General features: G+C 48.8%; 18 protein-coding genes and 1 pseudogene. 16 read left to right on the forward strand and 3 right to left on the reverse strand.

What is annotated here, in order from left to right:
* The first annotated feature begins 3 nt into the window (after positions 1–3).
* The 13 genes from rhgT (at position 4) to SB658_RS18705 (ending at position 16,836) form a co-directional block, all read left to right on the forward strand.
* Positions 4–702: a rhamnogalacturonan acetylesterase gene (gene rhgT / locus SB658_RS18645; RefSeq protein ID WP_003233825.1), complete on the forward strand. Its 699-nt coding sequence runs from the start codon at positions 4–6 to the stop codon at positions 700–702.
* Positions 695–1,357, forward strand: coding sequence for a YesU family protein (locus SB658_RS18650; protein ID WP_003233822.1), 663 nt, complete (start codon positions 695–697; stop codon positions 1,355–1,357). The genes rhgT and SB658_RS18650 overlap by 8 nt, the downstream gene beginning before the upstream one ends.
* The gene (locus SB658_RS18655; protein WP_003233820.1) at positions 1,354–1,980 is read left to right on the forward strand and encodes a YesL family protein; all 627 of its coding nucleotides are present in this window, start codon (positions 1,354–1,356) and stop codon (positions 1,978–1,980) included. Before SB658_RS18650 ends, SB658_RS18655 begins: the two co-directional genes overlap by 4 nt.
* 138 nt (positions 1,981–2,118) lie before the next feature.
* On the forward strand, positions 2,119–3,963 hold the full coding sequence (gene rhgW, locus SB658_RS18660; protein WP_003244011.1) for a rhamnogalacturonan lyase: 1,845 nt from the start codon (positions 2,119–2,121) through the stop codon (positions 3,961–3,963).
* Between the two features lie 45 nt (positions 3,964–4,008).
* Positions 4,009–5,847, forward strand: coding sequence for a rhamnogalacturonan exolyase (rhgX, locus tag SB658_RS18665; protein WP_144500861.1), 1,839 nt, complete (start codon positions 4,009–4,011; stop codon positions 5,845–5,847).
* Between the two features lie 50 nt (positions 5,848–5,897).
* Positions 5,898–6,551 carry a rhamnogalacturonan acetylesterase gene (locus SB658_RS18670; protein WP_003233813.1) on the forward strand — a complete coding sequence of 218 codons (654 nt, stop codon included), beginning with the start codon at positions 5,898–5,900 and terminating at the stop codon, positions 6,549–6,551.
* A gap of 7 nt (positions 6,552–6,558) precedes the next feature.
* Complete coding sequence (gene yesZ, locus SB658_RS18675; RefSeq protein WP_410602077.1) at positions 6,559–8,550, forward strand: beta-galactosidase YesZ; 1,992 nt, start codon at positions 6,559–6,561, stop codon at positions 8,548–8,550.
* Between the two features lie 43 nt (positions 8,551–8,593).
* Positions 8,594–11,167, forward strand: a complete 2,574-nt coding sequence (locus SB658_RS18680) for an exo-rhamnogalacturonan lyase family protein (RefSeq protein ID WP_410602079.1) — start codon at positions 8,594–8,596, stop codon at positions 11,165–11,167.
* Positions 11,168–11,288: 121 nt separating this feature from the next.
* On the forward strand, positions 11,289–12,797 hold the full coding sequence (locus tag SB658_RS18685) for an extracellular solute-binding protein (protein WP_144500858.1): 1,509 nt from the start codon (positions 11,289–11,291) through the stop codon (positions 12,795–12,797).
* 54 nt (positions 12,798–12,851) lie between these two features.
* A complete protein-coding gene (locus SB658_RS18690; RefSeq protein ID WP_144500857.1) occupies positions 12,852–13,808 on the forward strand; it encodes an ABC transporter permease in 957 nt (318 codons plus the stop codon).
* Between the two features lie 13 nt (positions 13,809–13,821).
* A complete protein-coding gene (locus SB658_RS18695) occupies positions 13,822–14,709 on the forward strand; it encodes a carbohydrate ABC transporter permease (RefSeq protein ID WP_003242715.1) in 888 nt (295 codons plus the stop codon).
* 8 nt (positions 14,710–14,717) lie between these two features.
* Positions 14,718–16,058: an alpha-galacturonidase LplD gene (lplD, locus tag SB658_RS18700; protein ID WP_042978043.1), complete on the forward strand. Its 1,341-nt coding sequence runs from the start codon at positions 14,718–14,720 to the stop codon at positions 16,056–16,058.
* Between the two features lie 82 nt (positions 16,059–16,140).
* Positions 16,141–16,836 carry a DUF421 domain-containing protein gene (locus SB658_RS18705; RefSeq protein WP_003233805.1) on the forward strand — a complete coding sequence of 232 codons (696 nt, stop codon included), beginning with the start codon at positions 16,141–16,143 and terminating at the stop codon, positions 16,834–16,836.
* Between the two features lie 36 nt (positions 16,837–16,872).
* Here the strand turns inward: SB658_RS18705 and hmoA are convergent, their stop codons facing one another.
* The 3 genes from hmoA to SB658_RS18720 form a co-directional block, all read right to left on the reverse strand.
* On the reverse strand, positions 16,873–17,199 hold the full coding sequence (hmoA, locus tag SB658_RS18710) for a heme-degrading oxygenase HmoA (protein ID WP_124059987.1): 327 nt from the start codon (positions 17,197–17,199) through the stop codon (positions 16,873–16,875).
* A gap of 103 nt (positions 17,200–17,302) precedes the next feature.
* Positions 17,303–17,665 (reverse strand): VOC family protein, encoded by a 363-nt coding sequence (locus tag SB658_RS18715; RefSeq protein ID WP_003233803.1) that lies wholly within the window; start codon positions 17,663–17,665, stop codon positions 17,303–17,305.
* A gap of 91 nt (positions 17,666–17,756) precedes the next feature.
* Positions 17,757–18,299 (reverse strand): hypothetical protein, encoded by a 543-nt coding sequence (locus SB658_RS18720; RefSeq protein WP_144500856.1) that lies wholly within the window; start codon positions 18,297–18,299, stop codon positions 17,757–17,759.
* Between the two features lie 197 nt (positions 18,300–18,496).
* Between SB658_RS18720 and SB658_RS18725 the strand changes: the two are divergent.
* The 3 genes and pseudogenes from SB658_RS18725 to SB658_RS18735 all read left to right on the forward strand — a co-directional run bounded on the left by SB658_RS18725 (position 18,497) and on the right by SB658_RS18735 (position 20,445).
* Positions 18,497–19,369 (forward strand): annotated as a pseudogene (locus SB658_RS18725) (STAS domain-containing protein).
* A gap of 154 nt (positions 19,370–19,523) precedes the next feature.
* Positions 19,524–19,691: a YezD family protein gene (locus SB658_RS18730; RefSeq protein WP_003244522.1), complete on the forward strand. Its 168-nt coding sequence runs from the start codon at positions 19,524–19,526 to the stop codon at positions 19,689–19,691.
* Between the two features lie 109 nt (positions 19,692–19,800).
* Entirely contained in the window at positions 19,801–20,445 is a 645-nt protein-coding gene (locus SB658_RS18735) for a Bax inhibitor-1/YccA family protein (protein WP_015252597.1), read from the forward strand.
* Positions 20,446–20,461: the final 16 nt, after the last annotated feature.

The raw sequence follows: 20,461 nt of genomic DNA on the forward strand, positions 1-20,461 counted from the left end.
CATGTGATGAAGAAACCGATTCAAGTATTTTTAGCGGGGGATTCCACTGTGAGTGACTGCCCGCCTCATGAAGCGCCGATGGCGGGGTGGGGGCAGGTATTCGGGCAATTGTTTTCTGAAGGTGTGCTGGTCCGCAATCATGCCAAAGGAGGAGCGAGCACCAATTCTTTTGTGGAGGAAGGAAGGCTTCAAGCAATTGCCGAGCACATCACACAAGGCGATTATTTGTTGATTCAATTCGGCCACAATGACCAAAAACCGCGGGGGACGAAGCCGTACTCCACATTTCAGCAGTTTCTTACCTTGTTTGCAGATACGGCACGCGAAAAGGGCGCGCATCCTGTGTTCGTCACATCGGTGCAGCGCCGCCGCTTTGATGAAAACGGACGGATCGAGCATACGCTCGGTGAGTATCCCGATGCGATGAAAGCACTGGCGAAGGAGCTCGATGTACCTGTGATTGATCTGCTTGCGAAAACAAAGGTGCTGTATGAAGCATACGGGCCGGAGGAGTCGAAGCGATTGTTCGTTTGGTTTCAGCCGAATGAACATCCGAATTACCCGGACGGCATTGAGGACAATACGCATTTTTCGGAAAAAGGTGCAATGGAGGTTGCGAAGCTTGTGGCAGAAGGCATTGAAGAGCTCGGACTTCCGCTTAAGGACCACCTTGTGAGCCGGGAGGGAAAAGAACATGTATAAGGAAGGCGCTTGCTTGTACCGCAATCCGCTCCGGTCTAAAAGCGATGTGAAGGATTGGCGGATGGAGGGAGGCGGACAGATCTCATTTGACGATCACAGCTTGCACCTGTCACATGTCCAGGATGAAGCGCACTTTGTCTTTTGGTGTCCGGAAACCTTTCCAGACGGCATCATTGTGACATGGGACTTCTCTCCGATCGAGCAGCCTGGACTGTGTATGCTGTTTTTTGCCGCTGCGGGTATTCGCGGCGAGGATTTGTTTGACCCAAGTCTCAGGAAAAGAACAGGAACATACCCTGAGTATCATTCAGGAGATATCAATGCCCTCCACCTGTCGTATTTCCGCAGAAAATACGCGGAGGAAAGAGCGTTCCGCACCTGCAATTTAAGAAAAAGCCGCGGTTTCCATCTCGCCGCAATGGGGGCCGATCCGCTGCCTTCTCCAGACGACGCTGATTCTCCGTATCGTATGAAGCTGATCAAAGACAAAGGCTATGTGCACTTTTCAATCAATGGTCTGCCCATTCTTGAGTGGATGGACGACGGCAGCACATATGGGCCTGTGTTAACAAAAGGAAAAATCGGGTTCCGGCAGATGGCCCCCATGAAAGCCGTTTACAGGGATTTTGCCGTGCATCAAGCGGTGAGAAGATGAAGACGACTGTAACGGATGCGCTTTATGCAGGCTGCGAAGCGGTGGTGAAAATAGCATGGCTCAACGGGCTGTGGCTGTTGTTTACACTTTTGGGCGGCGTTCTTTTCGGATGGGCGCCGAGCACAGCTGCGATGTGTGCCGTTATAAGGAAATGGCTGATGGGGCAAAAGGATGTCCCGATATTTTCGTTATTTCTCGATACCTATAAAAAAGAGTTTCTCAAGGTTAATGCGATCGGATTGGCGTTTTCGGCTCTTTTGCTCATATTGTCTGCCAACTATCATTATTTTTCTGCCAGTACGAATTGGCTGTCCTTTGCCGTAACAAGCTGCACGCTGCTTGCAGGGCTTTTGTATATCATCGCGCTGATGTATGTGTTTCCCCTTTATGTGCATTACCAGCTCCCGCTTCGCAAATATATTCCGCAGGCACTGCTGTTTGGCGCCATGAGACCGCTGACAACTGGCTGTATGCTGATCGGGTGCGGATTTGTCCTTTATTTGCTGTATACGCTTCCTGGCCTGATCCCATTTTACGGCCCGTGTTTATTTGGGCTTGTGTTGATGTTTTTTGCTCTTAGGGGATTTCAAAAGACGGAGGCCCAGCACCATCAAGCCGGGTAACAAAAAAATGACAAATAAGCAAAAAAGTGCAGTGTCCGAAATAGGCAGATGCAAAAAAGTGAAATTGAAGACAGCTCACAAAGCGCATAAAATCCAATTTAAGTAAGCGCTTACAGATAAATAAGAAGGAGCTGTCTGATGATTAGACGAAGGAAACGCATGTTTACCGCTGTTACGTTGCTGGTCTTGTTGGTGATGGGAACCTCTGTATGTCCTGTGAAAGCTGAAGGGGCAGCGCGGCAGATGGAAGCGCTGAACCGGGGGCTTGTAGCGGTCAAGACGGACGGGGGCATTTTTGTCAGCTGGCGGTTTCTTGGAACCGAAAACGCATCTGTTTTGTTCAATGTGTACAGAGACGGGCAAAAACTGAATGCTGCGCCTGTCAAAACAACGAACTATGTGGATAAAAACGGTTCGGCGGGCTCAACGTATACGGTTCGGGCTGTTGTAAACGGTACCGAACAGCCGGCTTCTGAAAAAGCCTCCGTATGGGCGCAGCCGTATCATTCCGTCCCGCTGGATAAACCGGCTGGCGGCACGACGCCAAAGGGTGAATCTTACACGTACAGCGCTAATGACGCAAGTGTTGGCGATGTGGATGGTGACGGGCAATACGAGCTGATCCTGAAATGGGACCCGTCCAACTCAAAAGACAATTCACAGGATGGCTATACGGGTGACGTGCTGATTGACGCGTATAAACTGGACGGCACAAAGTTATGGCGGATCAATCTCGGCAAAAACATCAGAGCGGGCGCGCACTACACCCAGTTTATGGTGTATGACCTTGATGGTGACGGAAAAGCAGAAGTGGCAATGAAAACGGCAGACGGGACAAAAGACGGCACGGGCAAAGTAATTGGAAATGCCAATGCAGATTACAGAAATGAACAGGGGCGTGTGCTTTCAGGCCCTGAATATCTCACTGTGTTTCAAGGTTCAACCGGGAAAGAGCTTGTCACCGCAAATTTTGAACCGGCGCGCGGCAATGTGTCGGATTGGGGAGACAGCTACGGCAACCGTGTTGACCGTTTTCTCGCCGGCATTGCCTACCTTGATGGACAGCGGCCGAGCCTGATCATGACCAGAGGGTATTACGCTAAAACCATGCTAGTTGCCTATAACTTCAGGGACGGAAAGCTGTCAAAGCTTTGGACGCTGGACTCCTCAAAGTCAGGAAATGAAGCGTTTGCCGGACAGGGGAATCACAACCTGAGCATCGCGGACGTTGACGGGGATGGAAAAGATGAGATTATTTTCGGCTCAATGGCTGTTGATCATGACGGGAAAGGCATGTACTCGACCGGCTTAGGCCATGGGGATGCCCTCCATACAGGAGATCTTGATCCGGGCCGGCCGGGGCTTGAGGTGTTTCAAGTTCATGAGGACAAAAATGCAAAATACGGCTTATCTTTCCGGGATGCTGCAACTGGAAAAATCCTTTGGGGCGTTTATGCCGGCAAGGATGTAGGCCGGGGAATGGCTGCTGATATTGACCCGCGTTATCCGGGACAGGAGGTGTGGGCAAACGGTTCTCTCTACTCAGCGAAAGGGGTCAAAATCGGAAGCGGGGTTCCGTCCTCGACCAACTTCGGCATCTGGTGGGACGGCGATCTGCTCCGGGAACAGCTGGACAGCAACCGAATTGATAAGTGGGATTATCAAAACGGCGTATCGAAAAATATGCTGACTGCATCAGGCGCAGCGGCTAACAACGGCACAAAAGCAACACCAACGCTTCAGGCTGATCTGCTCGGTGACTGGCGCGAGGAAGTGGTGTGGAGAACGGAGGACAGCAGTGCTCTGCGCATTTACACGACGACCATTCCGACTGAGCACAGGCTGTATACGCTGATGCACGATCCGGTGTACCGGCTTGGCATCGCCTGGCAAAATATCGCCTATAACCAGCCGCCGCACACAAGCTTCTTTTTAGGAGACGGCATGGCGGAACAGCCAAAACCAAATATGTATACGCCTTAACTGAAAGGGGGAAGGAACGGGCTGCGCGCAGCCCGTTCCCATCAAATGAAACCAAAAAAGAGGCAAATGGAATACCTGACCAGAGGTTTGATTGCGGTACAGACAGAACAGGGCGTGTTTGTCAGCTGGCGTATTCTCGGCACGGATCATGAGACGACGGCTTTTCACCTTTATCGGGATGGAAAGCGGATCACCCGCGATCCAATCGCTGAAAGCACTAATTTTCTCGATCAAAACGGAACGGCTGACTCTGTTTATCAAGTGGCGGCTGTCAATAAAGGACGGGAAGAAAAGCTTTCCAAGAAAGCTCGTGTTTGGCAGGAAAATGTCCTGGAGGTTCCTCTTGCCAAACCGGAAGGCGGTGTGACGCCGGACGGAAAGCCGTACACTTACAGCGCCAATGATGCCAGTGTCGGGGATATAGACGGGGATGGAGAATATGAAATGATCCTGAAGTGGGACCCGTCCAATTCAAAAGACAACGCTCATGACGGTTATACCGGGGAGGTGCTCATAGATGCCTATAAACTGGACGGCACCTTTTTGTGGCGCATCAACCTCGGCAGAAACATCAGAGCGGGTGCTCATTACACGCAATTTATGGTGTATGACCTTGACGGTGACGGAAAAGCAGAAATCGCCATGAAAACAGCTGACGGCACAACAGACGGGAAAGGACATATCATCGGTGATGAGCATGCCGATTTTAGAAACGAACAGGGCAGAATTTTGTCCGGTCCGGAATATTTGACCGTGTTTAAAGGAGAAACCGGTGAGGCACTCACGACCGTGGAATATGAACCGCCCCGCGGCAAGCTGGAGGATTGGGGAGACGGATATGGAAACCGGATGGACCGTTTTCTCGCTGGAATCGCTTATTTGGATGGGGAGCGGCCGAGCCTTGTAATGGCACGCGGCTACTATACGAGAGCCGTGCTCGTGGCATACGATTTCAGAAACGGAAGGCTCAAAAAACGCTGGGTATTTGACTCCAACCATCCGGGACATGAAGCGTACGCAGGACAGGGGAACCACAGTTTAAGCGTGGCGGACGTCGACGGAGACGGAAAAGATGAAATCATATACGGCGCAATGGCTGTCGATCATGACGGAACCGGCCTGTACTCAACGGGGCTCGGGCACGGAGACGCGATGCATGTAGGGGATCTGGACCCGTCACGAAAAGGGCTTGAAGTGTTCCAGGTGCATGAGGACGCCACGAAGCCGTACGGACTGTCGCTGCGAGATGCCGGAACCGGTGAGATATTATGGGGCGTCCATGCTGGAACTGACGTTGGCCGGGGCATGGCGGCTCATATTGATCCAAGCTACAAAGGATCGCTCGTCTGGGGAATTGATCCGCCGGGCAATGATGGCATGTCGTATGGGCTTTTCACGAGCAAAGGCGAAAAAATCAGCGACAAAGCGCCCGCTTCAGCCAATTTCGCCATCTGGTGGGACGGTGATTTGGTCAGAGAACTGCTTGATCATGACTGGGACGGAACGATCGGCAGGCCAAAGATTGAAAAATGGGATGCTGAAACCGGCTGTCTGAAGACGATATTTCAGCCGGCCGGCGTGCTGTCCAACAATGGCACGAAAGGAAACCCGGTTCTTCAGGCCAACCTGTTCGGAGACTGGCGGGAAGAAGTGATATGGAGAACGGAAGACAGCAGCGCGCTCCGTATCTATACAACGACACATCTCACCCGCCACCGCTTTTACACGCTGATGCATGATCCAGTTTACAGGCTCGGCATCGCCTGGCAGAATACCGCCTACAACCAGCCGCCGCACACGAGCTTTTACCTCGGAACGGGAATGAAAAAAACGCCGAAGCCCGCCCTGTACATAGCGGGAAGTAAAGCGGAGGCGCCGCTGTAGGAGGACTAAGGATAAGAAGCAGCCGTATAAAAAACGAGGGGGAATGAAAAATGGCAAATCATATTTATCTTGCCGGCGATTCGACTGTTCAAACGTATGGAGACAGCACAAATCAAGGGGGCTGGGGGCAGTTTCTCGGCTCGCATCTGCCGGAGCATATTCAAGTGATCAACAGAGCGATCGGGGGAAGAAGCTCGAAAACATTTGTGGAAGAGGGCAGGCTTCAGGCAATCCTCGATGTGATTGAGCCGGATGATTGGCTGTTCGTGCAGATGGGCCATAATGACGCGTCGAAAAATAAGCCGGAGCGCTATACCGAGCCCTACACGACCTATAAACAATATTTAAAACAGTATATCGCAGGCGCGCGGGAAAAAGGCGCCCATCCGCTTCTCATTACCCCCGTAGCCCGCTTTCATTACGAAAACGGCGTGTTTTTGAACGATTTTCCTGATTACTGCATTGCCATGAAGCAGACGGCTGAAGAGGAGAATGTCCAGCTCATTGATCTGATGGAGAAAAGTCTCGCTTTCTTTACTGAGAAGGGCGAGGAAAAAGTGTACACCTATTTTATGATTTCAGAAGGGATTAATGATTACACGCATTTTACAAAAAAAGGCGCAAATGAAATGGCGAAACTTGTGGCAAAAGGCATAAAGGAGCTCGGCCTGCCATTGACAGAATCGATCATCAAAGAAAGGTGAAAATGGGATGAGAAAACTGTATCATGGCGCTTGCTATTATCCGGAATTATGGGATGAAGAGACGATTCAGCAGGACATTGACATCATGCGTGAAGTTGGCGTAAATGTTGTGCGGATCGGCGAATTTGCCTGGTCTGTCATGGAACCTGAAGAAGGAAAAATTGACGTCGGTTTTTTCAAAGAAATCATTGCCCGGCTGTATGAAAGCGGGATCGAAACGATTATGTGCACGCCGACGCCTACCCCGCCAATTTGGTTCTCACACGGCCGGCCCGAACGCATGCATGTCAATGAAAAAAGAGAGATCATGGGGCATGGCTCCCGTCAGCATGCCTGTACGAACAACCCGTATTTCCGAAAAAAAGCCGCCATCATCACCACAGCCATCGCCAAGGAGCTTGGCCGGCTCCCGGGGCTGATCGGCTGGCAGCTAGACAATGAGTTTAAATGCCATGTTGCAGAATGCATGTGTGAGACATGTTTGCGCTTATGGCATGACTGGCTCAAAAATCGCTACGGGGTGATTGAGCGGTTAAACGAAGCTTGGGGAACCGATGTGTGGAGCGAAACCTATCAGACGTTTGAGCAAGTCCCGCAGCCGGGACCGGCCCCGTTTCTGCATCACGCCTCTTTACGCACTATGTATCAGCTGTTTTCGATGGAGATGATCGCTTCGTTTGCGGATGAACAGGCCAAAATCATCCGCTGCTATTCAGATGCGCCGATCACGCATAACGGATCAGTCATGTTCAGCGTGGACAATGAGCGAATGTTTCAGAATCTCGATTTTGCCTCCTATGACACGTACGCTTCGCAGGAAAACGCCTCTGCCTTTTTATTGAACTGTGATTTATGGAGAAATCTGAAACAGGGGCGCCCGTTTTGGATTTTGGAAACGAGTCCGTCGTATGCCGCCTCGCTTGAAAGCTCCGCTTACCCGCACGCAGACGGGTATTTGCAGGCCGAAGCCGTATCGTCCTACGCCTTAGGAAGCCAGGGATTTTGCTACTGGCTATGGCGACAGCAGCGTTCAGGCAGCGAGATTTCCCACGGTTCGGTTCTCAGTGCCTGGGGCGAACCCGCCATTGGCTACCAAAATGTGCTGGCGGTTGAGCGGGCAAGAAAGGAAATCGAGCCTATTATTCTATCGACTGAACCCGTTCAAGCCGAGGCGGCGATGACTTACTCTGACAGAGCAAAAGCATTTATTAAAACTGAGCCTCACCGGGGACTCCGGCATCGTTCGCTTGTGACGCATTTTTATGAACGTATTCTCAACACGGGGATTCACCGTGACCTTATTCCGGAAGGCGCTCCACTGGACGGCTATCGCTTGCTGTTTACGCCATTTGTGCCGTATTTGTCTTCTGAATTTATCAAAAAAGCTTCGGCATTCGCTGAAGCGGGCGGCATCTGGATCACGGGGCCGCTGACAGGAGGGCGCACATGCGAGCATACCATTCATACCGATTGCGGACTTGGCGAACTTGAGAAAACGTCAGGGATCAAAACACTTTTTACCTTTCCGATGAATGAGAACGTGAATACAGGAAAAGCGTTTGGCATCACGGCGCCGCTCGGACTATGGAGCGCGGTGTTTGACACAGAGAGCGGAAACACCCTTGGCACGGTTGAATCAGGACCGGGGGCGGGCCATGCATTTCTGACGGAACGGAATTACGGCGAGGGGAAAATTGTCATGCTGGGCTCGCTTCCATCCGGGAAAGAAGGGGATGCGATGCTGGAAGCGCTCGTTAGGCATTACGCGGAGGAAGCTGTTATTTCCAGCCGGTCGGATGTTACGCCCGGCACAATCGTTGCCCCGCGCAAAGGCGATAACGGCCTTGTGTGGATCATCGTGAATATGGATGGAAAAGGAGGAAGTGTGACACTGCCGGAAGCGGGAACAGATCTGTTGACGCACCGCTTGGAAAAGGCGGGGAGGCTGGCGGTCGGACCGCATGAATACCGTGTGATTCAATTTGACAATCCCAGCTGATTCTTTGCATCGAATCAGCTTTTTTCTATGGAGGGAGAGACCGATGAAAAAGATCAAATGGTTATCAGGACAGCCAAAGGTGATAAGCGGTGTGACGTGGGGCGTGCCATGGAAAAAAGGAGAATTAAAAAAGGGTGACCGTCTGGCGCTTATGAATGAAAACGCGGAAACGCGATATGTGCAAAGCGAACCGTCGGCCTATTGGCCGGACGGGAGCATCAAGTGGACGAAGCACGCGGCGGTGTTTGGCGGTCAGGAAAACCAAAGCTTTACAGTGCACAAAAGAGAAGTGCCGCAGCCAACTGAATCGCTCAGCATTCATGAGACAGAGCATGATATCCAAGTGGATACAGGAGCACTCGTTTGTACCATTCATAAAACAGGATCTGATTTCATTCAATCATTCCAGATCAATGGAAAGCCGATCGCCGCAGGCGGGAGGCTCGTTGCCATAAGAGAAACGAGAAAAGAGTCGGCGGTGGAAACGGTTCTATTTCAAGAAGCATCTGTCAGCTTTATCAAACGGGCGACGATTGAGCAGAGTGGTCCTGTCAAAGCAGTAGTCAAAATCGAGGGAGTGCATGTGCTCCATAAAACGAATGAAGAATGGCTGCCGTTTGTCATCCGATTGGTGTTTTATGCCGGGCTGTCTGAGATCGGCCTTGTGCACACGCAGCTGATTGACAGGAACGGTAAACAAGAATTCATTAAGGGGCTCGGCATCGAATTTGACCTTTTTTTGGAGGGGGAGCCGTACAACCGCCATTTCCGCTTTGCGGCAGAGAAGGGGATGTACAAAGAACCCGCCCAGCTGTTTGGCACACGGAAATTCAATGAACGATATCCGCTTTATGAAAAACAAATCAATGGCGAAATGCTGTCTCCAGATGAAGAGCATAAGGAATGGTTTACACATGGCACACAGAATGCGGTTTGGGACGATGTGAAGCTTGTTCAGGATTCAAGCGATCATTACAGCCTGTCAAAACGGACCGGAAAAGATTATGCGTGGATCGGCATGCTGCATGGCTGTCGGGCGAAGGGGCTTTGCTATGCGGGCGGCGAAAATGGCGGTGTGGCTCTCGGCCTGCGGTATTTCTTTGAGAAATACCCTTCAGCACTGGAAATCACAGGTCTTGCCGGTAGCCGCCCCAAAATGACCGTCTGGCTTTGGCCCCCGGACGGCGAAGCGATGGATTTGCGGCATTATACAGGAAACACCCACGTGGCCAGCGCGTATGAAGGCTTTGATGAAATGCGCTCTGATCCGACAGGCATTGCGAACACAAATGAAACCAGCCTGGCGTGCTTTTCGCACATGCCGTCTGACGAAGTCCTCAATGCGCTCGCTGACAAATGGCAGGCGCCGCCGCTCATTGTATGCGAGCCGGACGTCTATTACGAATCAAAAGCACTCGGGGTTTGGAGCATCATTGACACATCCCATCCGCTCAAAAAAGAGCTGGAAGAACAGCTCGATGCGGCCTTTCTGTTTTATAAAAAGGAAGTAGAGCAACGCAGATGGTACGGTTTTTGGCATTATGGCGATGTCATGCATACGTATGACCCGATCCGGCATATGTGGCGGTACGATCTCGGCGGATACGCATGGCAAAACAATGAGCTCGTTCCGACCCTATGGCTGTGGCAGGCGTTTTTCCGCTCAGGCAGAGAGGATATCTTTCGCATGGCAGAAGCCATGACCCGCCATACGAGCGAAACGGACAGCTTTCACCTCGGTGAATACGCAGGACTTGGTTCACGGCATAACGTTGTGCACTGGGGATGCGGCTGCAAGGAAGCGAGAATCAGCATGGCCGGGCTTTATAAATTCTATTATTATCTGACGGGTGATGAGCGGACGGGAGATCTTTTGACAGAAGTGAAGGATGCCGATTATGCCCTCGTCAAAACCGATCCGATGCGCGCTTTTTACGAGAAAGGCAAGCACCCGACTCACGCCAGAACGGGACCGGACTGGGCGGCGTTTTGCTCGAACTGGCTGGCGGAATGGGAGCGGACCGAAAATCCAGAATATCTCAAAAAAATCGAAACGGGAATCAACTGTCTGAAGCGGCTGCCGCTCCGCTTATTATCCGGCCCGACATTTGAATATGACCCGGCGACCTCGATGCTTCATCACATGGGAGACGGCATTGCGGGCGGATATCATATGATCATTGCCTTCGGCGCGCCGCAAGTGTGGATGGAGCTGGCTGAGCTTCTTGATGACCGGGAATGGGAAGATATGCTGAGTGAATTCGGCGAATTTTACACACTAAGTGATGAGGAAAAACGGAAAAAAAGCGGAGGCGCTCTTCATGACGGGCATTTTCACTGGCCGATGTTCGCCGCCGGTATGACAGCCTACGCCGCGAGAAAAAAACAAGATCCTCATCTCGCCGCCAAAGCGTGGAATCTTTTGCTCGATGATAAGCTCAGCCATACGCCGCTTCCGATCAAACCGGAGCGCATCGAGACATGGACGCATCTAGAGGAGCTTCCATGGGTGACAACGAACACTGTCTCTCAATGGTGTTTAAATGTCATAGCGGCACTGGAACTGATCGGAGATTCCCTTCCGGCAAAAAAAGAAACATCGGGCAAAAAAGGATAACAGCCGGAATTTCATAGGAGAAATGGTGCAAAAAATGAAGATTGCAAGAATTTATGTAAGCGCTTTATATTGAGAGGGGCAAAGGGGAAATGCAAATTGAAAAAAGGGGGACTTACGCAACATGAAAATAAGAATGCGCAAAAAATGGATGGCCTTGCCGCTTGCTGCCATGATGATCGCCGGATGCAGCCATTCGGAAACATCCAATTCAGCAAGCGGTTCGAAAGATACGATCAAAATTATGGCGCCGCTTTTATCGCCGGAAAGCCCGAGTGATAAAAGCCCTTCATTAAAAGCGCTCGAAAAATACACAGGCAAAGAGATTAAGGTCACATGGGTGCCTGATTCATCCTACAACGACAAATTCAACATCGTCATGGCTTCAGGAGAGATGCCTCACGCGATTGTCATTAAAGATAAGTCAGCCGGCTTTATCAAATCTGTCAAAGCAGGGGCGTTTTGGGAGCTGTCTCCTTATTTAAAAGAATACAAGAATTTAAGCCAGGCAGATGAAAAGATTTTGAAGAACAGCTCGGTGAACGGCGAGGTGTACGGAATCTACAGAACGAGGGATCTGATCAGGGCGTGTATGATCATCAGAACCGACTGGCTGAAAAATGTCGGTCTGGATATGCCGGAAACGCTTGATGATTTCTATGAAGTGCTGAAAGCCTTTAAGGAAAAAGATCCTGACGGAAACGGCAAGGATGATACGTACGGCATGGTCGTGCCGAAATGGATGGGACTCGGCAACGGAAGCCCATGGGATGTTCTGCAAATCTGGTTCGGCGCTCCGAACCGCTACGGTGTTGAAAACGGAAAGCTGATTCCGGATTTTACAACGAAGGAATACATGGATGCGCTCACGTTTTTTAAAAAGCTCTATGATGAGGGATTGATCAATAAGGACTTTGCTGTCATGGATTCTGCGAAGTGGAATGATCCGGTTGTAAAAGGAAAAGCGGGTGTCATCGTTGATACAGGCTCAAGAGCGTCTCAAATCCAAAGCGCGATGGAGGAGGCGGATGAGTCGAACAAGGATATCATTGATATCGTCGGCTCGCTTGAGGGACCGAATGGCAAGCGCACCTTCCCGACATCTGGTTATTCAGGCATGATCACGATACCAAAATCAAGCGTCAAAACCGAAAAAGAGCTGAAAGAGGTGCTGTCCTTCCTCGATAAGATGAATGATAAGGAAGCGCAGATTCTCACGAACAACGGAGTGAAGGGCCGCAATTACGAGCTCAAGGACGGCGTATTCACCTCACTTGAAAAAAACAATAAATCTCTCCTGTATGAGCATGAAGGCTTGGCACAGTTCAGCATGTCGATTCCGAAAAGCGAGTATTACATCGAAGACCAGAAAACCAAGCTCTTCCAGCATCGCAAGGACATCATAACCGAAGGAGAAGAAATAGCCGTCTTTAACCCTGCTGAGTCGCTTGTATCTGATGTCTATACCCAAAAAGGAGCCCAGCTTGACAACATCATCCTCGACGCGAGAACACAATTTATCATTGGAGAAATTGATGAAAAAGGGTTCGATGATGCGGTGGAGCTTTGGAAAAAAAGCGGCGGCAATGACCTGATGAAGGACTTGAACAAATTGTACCAATCGTCAAAATAAACCGATGCGCCTGCCTTTCGGCGGGCGCCCCGGTATCACGAAAGGAGAACAGATATGGAAACAGTGCCGAAGAAGGGAGATGCACCTGTTCTCACCGCTGGAAAAGGCATCAGCTGGATGGCTGCGCTCAAACGGGACAAATGGCTTTATCTTCTTCTTATTCCCGGTCTGCTTTATTTCTTGATTTTCAAATACTTGCCGATGTGGGGTGTGCTGATCGCTTTTAAAGACTATTCGCCATATCTCGGCTTCTGGAAAAGCGAATGGGTCGGCTTTGATTATTTCAAAGACTTTTTTATGAATCCGGATTTTTTCCGGCTGCTGCGCAACACCCTCATGCTGGCGAGCCTGGATCTTTTGTTTGCCTTTCCCGCGCCTCTCATTTTGGCCCTGCTTTTGAATGAGGTAAGAAAGGCCGTGTATAAAAGATGTATCCAAACCTTTATTTACGTACCCCATTTTGTATCATGGACAATTGTGGTCAGCATCACTTTCGTTTTCTTTACTGTCGATACAGGTGTGATCAACAAATTGATTATGAGCCTGACAGGTGAGCAGATTTCTTTCTTGTCGGATGCAGACTGGTTCCGGCCAATGATTGTGATGCAAAGCATTTGGAAGGAGACGGGCTGGGGATCGATTCTATTTTCGGCAGCGCTTGCTACGGTTGATCAAGAGCAGTATGAAGCGGCCATCATGGACGGAGCGGGGCGGTTCAGGAGAATGTGGCATATTACGCTGCCGGCGATTAGAAGCACTATTATCGTTTTGTTGATTTTAAGAATCGGCAGTTTTTTGAATCTTGGCTTTGAACAGGTGTATTTGATGACGAACTCGCTCAACCGCAGTGTGGCTGACATCTTCGACACGTATGTGTACATGATGGGGATTACCCAAGGGGCGTATAGCTACAGCACGGCGGTCGGTTTGTTTAAATCAGTTGTCGGGATTATCTTGATTTTTGGCGCCAATTACATTGCGAAAAAGTTTGATCAGGAAGGATTGTTTTAGAGGAGGGAGAGGTATGGCTGAAATTCACACGATGCATAACACCAAAGCCGGACGGGTGTTTGACGTCTGCAACATTCTGTTTCTCGGCGGTGTCGGCGCGATTACCATTTTGCCGTTTTTATATATTATCGCCGGTTCCTTTGCGACAGAAGCGGAACTCGCCCAGCGGAGCTTCTTTATTTTCCCGAAAACCTTTACACTTGATGCTTACAAGTATGTGTTTTCGACACCGACGTTCCTTCGAAGCATGGGCGTGTCCATCTTCATCACGGTGGTTGGGACGGCTGTACAGCTGTTTTTTACCTTCACGATGGCGTATCCGCTGGCGAAGCGGCATGTGAAGGGACGGAATCTGCTGTTGAATCTGGTGATTTTCTCCATGCTGTTTTCAGGCGGCATGATTCCGACGTACCTTGTCGTAAAATCACTTGGCCTTTTGGATACGTATTGGGCATTGATTCTGCCGATGGCGATTAATCCGTTCAACCTTATTATTATCAAAAACTTCTTTCAGCAGCTGCCGCGCGAGCTGGAGGAATCAGCAAAAATTGACGGCTGTTCCGAAATCGGCGTCTTCTGGCGGATCGCCCTGCCACTGTCAAAGCCAGTCATAGCGACCTTTGCACTGTTTTATGCGGTCGGGATTTGGAATGATTTCTTCCACGCTCTCTTATATATCAATGACAGTGCAAAATGGCCGCTGCAAATGGTGCTTCGCCAAGTCACGATTTTATCGGATTTAACGGCGACCAATGGCGATACGATGCAAAATGCCGTTCCGCCGGAGCAGGGAATTAAACTCGCTGTCATTGTCATTGCGACGCTGCCGATTTTGGCGGTCTATCCATTTTTACAAAAACACTTTGCAAAGGGAATGCTGATCGGTTCGGTGAAAGGCTGAGAAAGGGAGTGTTTCATATCAGTACATTAGATCAGATTAAGATTGCCTATATTGGCGGGGGGTCCCAAGGCTGGGCCAGAAGCCTGATGAGTGATTTGTCGATTGATGAACGGATGTCAGGCACGGTGGCGCTCTATGATCTTGATTTTGAAGCCGCTCAGAAAAATGAAGTGATCGGCAATCACAGCGGGAACGGCAGATGGAGATATGAGGCTGTTTCTACTTTGAAAAAGGCGTTATCAGCCGCGGATATCGTCATTATTTCCATTTTGCCGGGATCACTGGATGATATGGAAGTCGATGTCCACTTGCCTGAGCGCTGCGGTATTTATCAGTCTGTAGGTGATACTGTCGGGCCTGGAGGGATCATCAGGGGCTTGCGTGCTGTGCCGATATTTGCGGAAATTGCCCGGGCAATAAGAGACTACGCACCTGAATCATGGGTCATTAATTATACAAACCCGATGTCTGTCTGTACAAGAGTGCTGTATAAAGTGTTTCCCGGAATCAAAGCGATTGGCTGCTGCCACGAGGTATTCGGGACGCAAAAGCTATTGGCGGAAATGGTCACGGAAAGGCTGGGGATAGAGGTGCCGCGGCGGGAGGATATCCGCGTTAATGTGCTCGGCATTAACCATTTTACATGGATCACAAAAGCCTCTTACCGCCATATTGACCTGCTGCCTATATTCCGTGAATTCAGCGCGCACTATGGGGAATCAGGATATGAGCTGGAGGGGGAAAGCTGGAGGGACAGCGTCTTTTGTTCGGCACACCGTGTTGCGTTTGATTTATTTGAAACGTATGGCTCCATCCCTGCTGCGGGAGACAGGCATCTGGCAGAGTTTCTTCCCGGCCCATACCTCAAACAGCCTGAAGTATGGAAATTTCATCTCACACCTATATCATTCAGAAAACAAGACAGAGCTGAGAAACGACAAGAAACAGAACGGTTGATCGTGCAACAACGGGGCGTTGCTGAGAAAGCTTCGGGAGAAGAAGGCGTGAACATCATAGCGGCTCTTCTCGGATTGGGTGAACTCGTCACAAATGTAAATATGCCGAATCAAGGCCAGGTCTCAAACCTTCCTATACAAGCCATTGTCGAAACAAACGCATTCATCACAAGGAACCGTGTCCAGCCGATTTTGTCCGGAGCGCTTCCGAAAGGTGTGGAAATGCTGGCGGCTAGGCATATATCCAATCAGGAGGCAGTGGCGGACGCAGGTTTAACAAAGGACACTGGCCTCGCGTTTCAAGCCTTCCTCAATGACCCGCTTGTCAAGATTGACCGCAGTGATGCAGAGCAGCTTTTCAATGACATGCTCCAATTCACCATGCAACGTTGAGCTTGCCGATTAGCTCTTTCCGGTTTAGAAAGGAAAGCATTGACCATACTGATAGTATAATCAAGAAGTAGGTGCTATCAATATGGGAAATTATTTAAGTGTTGCGGTAGAACTGGTCTGCGGTTTAGGCATTTTATTTATCATCTTAAAGCTTCTCGGGAAAACCCAATTTTCTCAAATTACGCCGTTTGACTTTATTTCTGCTTTAATTTTAGGTGAATTGGTCGGAAATGCCGTCTACGATCATGAAATCAAAATCAAAGAAATTATTTTTGCTTCGCTATTGTGGGGCGTGCTGATTTATATTATTGAATTTATCACGCAAAAAATGAAATCATCGCGAAAGTTCTTGGAGGGCGAGCCGAATATCGTCATCCGCAAAGGGGAGCTTCAATATAAAGTAATGAAGAAAAATAAGATAGACATTAACCAGCTGCAAAGCCTATTGAGGCAAGCGGGGAGTTTTTCGATCCAAGAAGTAGAATATGCGATTCTTGAAACAAACGGGATGGTCAGCGTGCTTCCAAAATCAGACTTTGACAAACCGACAAATAAGGATTTGCAGATTCCTTCGAAGTCCGTTTCTCTGCCGATCACGTTAATCATAGATGGAGAGATTGTGCGGGATAATTTGAAGGAAGCAGGTGTGGATGAACAGTGGCTGAAACAAGAATTGAAAAAGAAGAACATTGATAAGACAGAGGACGTGTTATTTGCAGAATGGCATAAAAATAAGCCGCTGTATACTGTAACGTACGAACAAAGCAGATCAACATGACTCTTAGAAAAAAGCTTGCAGCAAGGCGCAAGCTTTTTATTGATTGTATGTCCCTTGTTTGACAGCACGTACATGGTACATGCTCACTTCAGTGCTGATCAGATAGTCAGGCTTTGGTTTGCCTTTGTTTGCTTTATGGCCGGCGATATGCGCATCGCTTTTTTCCCATTGCTTCCAGCGATCCTCTGATTCCCAGCGAATCATGACAACAACTTCTTCATCACCGCGGCGTACATTTTTCTCAAGCACTGTCACATCAATTAAACCTTCTTGTTTTTCAATGATTCCTTCAGCGCTGAAACGTTCTATGACTTTATCTGCATAGCCTTCTTTAACCGTCATTTTTCTCAACTGTACAAACATTTGTCCCACTCCAATCATTCTCACATATGAATAATTGTAAATGAAATTCATTCTCAATGTCAAAGAAAGCGCAGGGCGGAATCGAACCGCCGTGCGCAACAGTTTATTCTTTTAATAAAAACACATTTCCGTCTTCGTCCTTAAATTGAACGAAGGTGCCCCACTCCATTTGATTGGGCTCACCGAGAAATTCTACACCGTTTGTCTTCATTTTCTCGTATGTACCAAAGATGTCTTCGCATTCAAACACAATAGAAGCCTTCATTTGCTCTGAGCCTTTCATCATGGCTTTCGGGTAAATGACTAAACGAGTCTCGGCTCCTTTTGGCGCAACCTCCAGCCAGCTTGCTTCAGGTCCCATTGGGTGATCCGCTGCAATATCAAAGCCTACCTTCTCTGTCCAAAATTGCTTCGCTTTCTGCTGGTCCTCGACATATACAGCAACAGTGCCAATTTGTTTGATCATAGGGAAACCTCCAAGTTGAAAAGATAATAATACTATAACCTGTTTACGGCCGAAGTAACATAAAAAAATCAGCCGGGAAACCGGCTGATTATTAAAATGAGCAGCTGACAACATCGATGTGATTTGTGTCTAAGGCGAAATAAACCCAGCGGCGCCGTGAGGAATCCCAATAAAAGCCGCCGACGGATCTTCTGCCAAGGATGATCGGGTAAAACCAAAATGAGCGGCCATTGGTTAACCAGACATAGGTAAATCGGAAAAGGCAAGGACGAATGGTGATTGGTTCAACTAACAAAACGGCTCCTTGAGAACCCTGCGGTTTTTGGGGTTTCGCTGGTATTTGGGAAGGAGGAGGTCCCTGCGGCGCACCGCCGAAGCCTGGGCTGGCACCGCTGCCAATACCAGGGCCGGAGCCGCCGCCAAAGCCTGGAACAGCGCCGCCGCCAATACCAGGGCCGGAGCCGCCGCCGAAGCCCGGAACAGCACCGCTGCCAATGCCAGGGCCGGAGCCGCCGCCGAAGCCCGGAACAGCGCCGCTGCCAATGCCAGGCCATGGATATCGGTATTCATATTCAAAAGCAGGCCAAGGCTCATAAAAATGCCCCGCAAACATATAAGGATCAACATAATACATGTGATAACGTCCTTTCTCATTGTAAACTGTACACTGCAGTTTATGCGGGCGGACTCTTATTGGTGCATTCGCCTAAGGATATGAAGCTGAAATGCTCTCAGAGAGCAGAATCATTTGATTTTTCTCTAGTCTTATTCACAATTCCGATTTATCATTTTATAATGAAAGTGCTTCTATTACGAAAAAGGAGACAGACCGTGAATATCGATCAATTATTATATCAATATATCATAGACAACACTGCGGATATTACTGAGAAATGGTTCAGTTTGCGTTGCCAGCTAAAAGGCGAGCTATATTCCGCCAGCCATTTAAGTGAAGAAACGAAAACACTTTTAACCGAGTAGCATACATTTACCAATATAACAATCGCAAGCGCATTTCTGGAGGATCAAACCGATTTTCAAGAAAACATGACAAAATGGGCGCAAAACGTTGCGAAAAACAGGGTAGAGCAGGATGTTCAAGTTCATGAGGTCGTAGAAGCCATATCCAATTCAAGAATCTCATTCTGGGACGCAGTCGTCACATTTATAAAAGAGAATCAGGAGATTGTGACAAATGAGGATGCAGACCGATGGAACCGCATTGTGAATCAGTCGTTCGATAAGCTGATTATTGAATTCTCCGAGCAGTACCAAAAATTCATGCTGATGAGGCTCACATCTCAGCAGGAATTGATCTCAGAGCTTGGCTGCCCGGTTATTTCCATTGCCGATGGAATCGGGATATTGCCGCTTATCGGCTCAATTGATACAAAACGGGCACAGGTCATTTTAGAAACAGTGCCGGTCCGCTGTGTCGAGAGAAAAATCACAAGCCTCGTCGTTGATCTTTCGGGTGTTCCGATTGTGGATACCATGGTGGCTCAGCAATTGTACAACCTGTCTAAAACGCTTTTCTTATTAGGCGTCAAAGCCGTATTTTCAGGGATTCGCCCGGATGTGGCCCAAACATCGATTCAATTGGGGCTTGATTTTAGTGAATATGAAACGTACGGCACGCTGAAGCAGGCATTAGAAAACATGGGTGTCCGCTGTATTGTTGAGGAATTGGAAGAAAACAAATAGGAAGTTTCCAGGCATATGATTGTCCGTCACCGGGTGATCATATGCCTTTTTGATTTGAACAGAAATCACCATTGATTTATCGAAAAAAACATAATATTATAATTCTTATAAGAATACTGTGAATTAAAACCTATTCAACAGGGGGGAAGGTCTTTTGGTTTCTAAATCAACGATTGATCCGGAAGTGATTGAAAAAATCATCAGCTCGCTGGAAACACTCGATTTCGGCACGGTTCAGATTACGGTTCATGATTCTCAGATTACCCAAATTGAGAAAATAGAAAAGCACCGTTTTTCGCTGAAAAGGAAAGAATCAAAATGATAATGTAAAGGGCGTTTGTTTTCATTAAATTCTCCTTAAAACATATACATATTTCATCCAATTTTTATATAATAGACCTTTAAGATCATTTTTTAGGAGGATTTTTGACATGCAAGCTACGGTTCACGAGAGTAAGCAATCGATCATGCAACGCATTTTGACAGTCTTTGTCTTCACTTTGCTGATCGCGACTGTCGGCCTTTTTATCGGCCAATTTGTTCCTGCCGCTTTGATGCTGCCGCTTTCTATTCTTGAAGTGGCGATGATTATTCTGGCCTTCTGGATGCGCAGAAGAAAAGCGGTCGGGTATGCGTTTGTATATACATTCGCGTTCGTTTCCGGCATTACCTTATTTCCGATCGTCAGCCATTACGCTTCCATCGCCGGCGCCTATGTCGTGCTCGAAGCCTTTGGCTCTACATTTGTCATTTTTGCCGTCTTGGGTACAATCGGCGCAAAAATGAAGAAGGATTTATCCTTCCTGTGGTCATTTCTGCTGGTTGCGGTGCTCGCACTCGCAGTGGTAGGGATTTTCAACATTTTCAGCCCGTTAAACTCAGCGGCGATGATGGCGTATTCCGTGATCGGAACCATCGTCTTTTCCCTTTACATTTTGTATGATTTGAACCAAATCAAACACCGCCACATTACGGAAGACTTGATTCCGGTTATGGCGTTATCGCTGTACCTTGACTTTATCAACTTGTTCATCAACCTGCTCCGCTTCTTCGGCATTTTGAGCAGTGATGATTAATGAAAAAGCGCCTGTC

It is taken from the genome of Bacillus sp. SIMBA_008 (assembly GCF_046535495.1).
Taxonomy (GTDB): Bacteria; Bacillota; Bacilli; order Bacillales; family Bacillaceae; genus Bacillus; species Bacillus subtilis.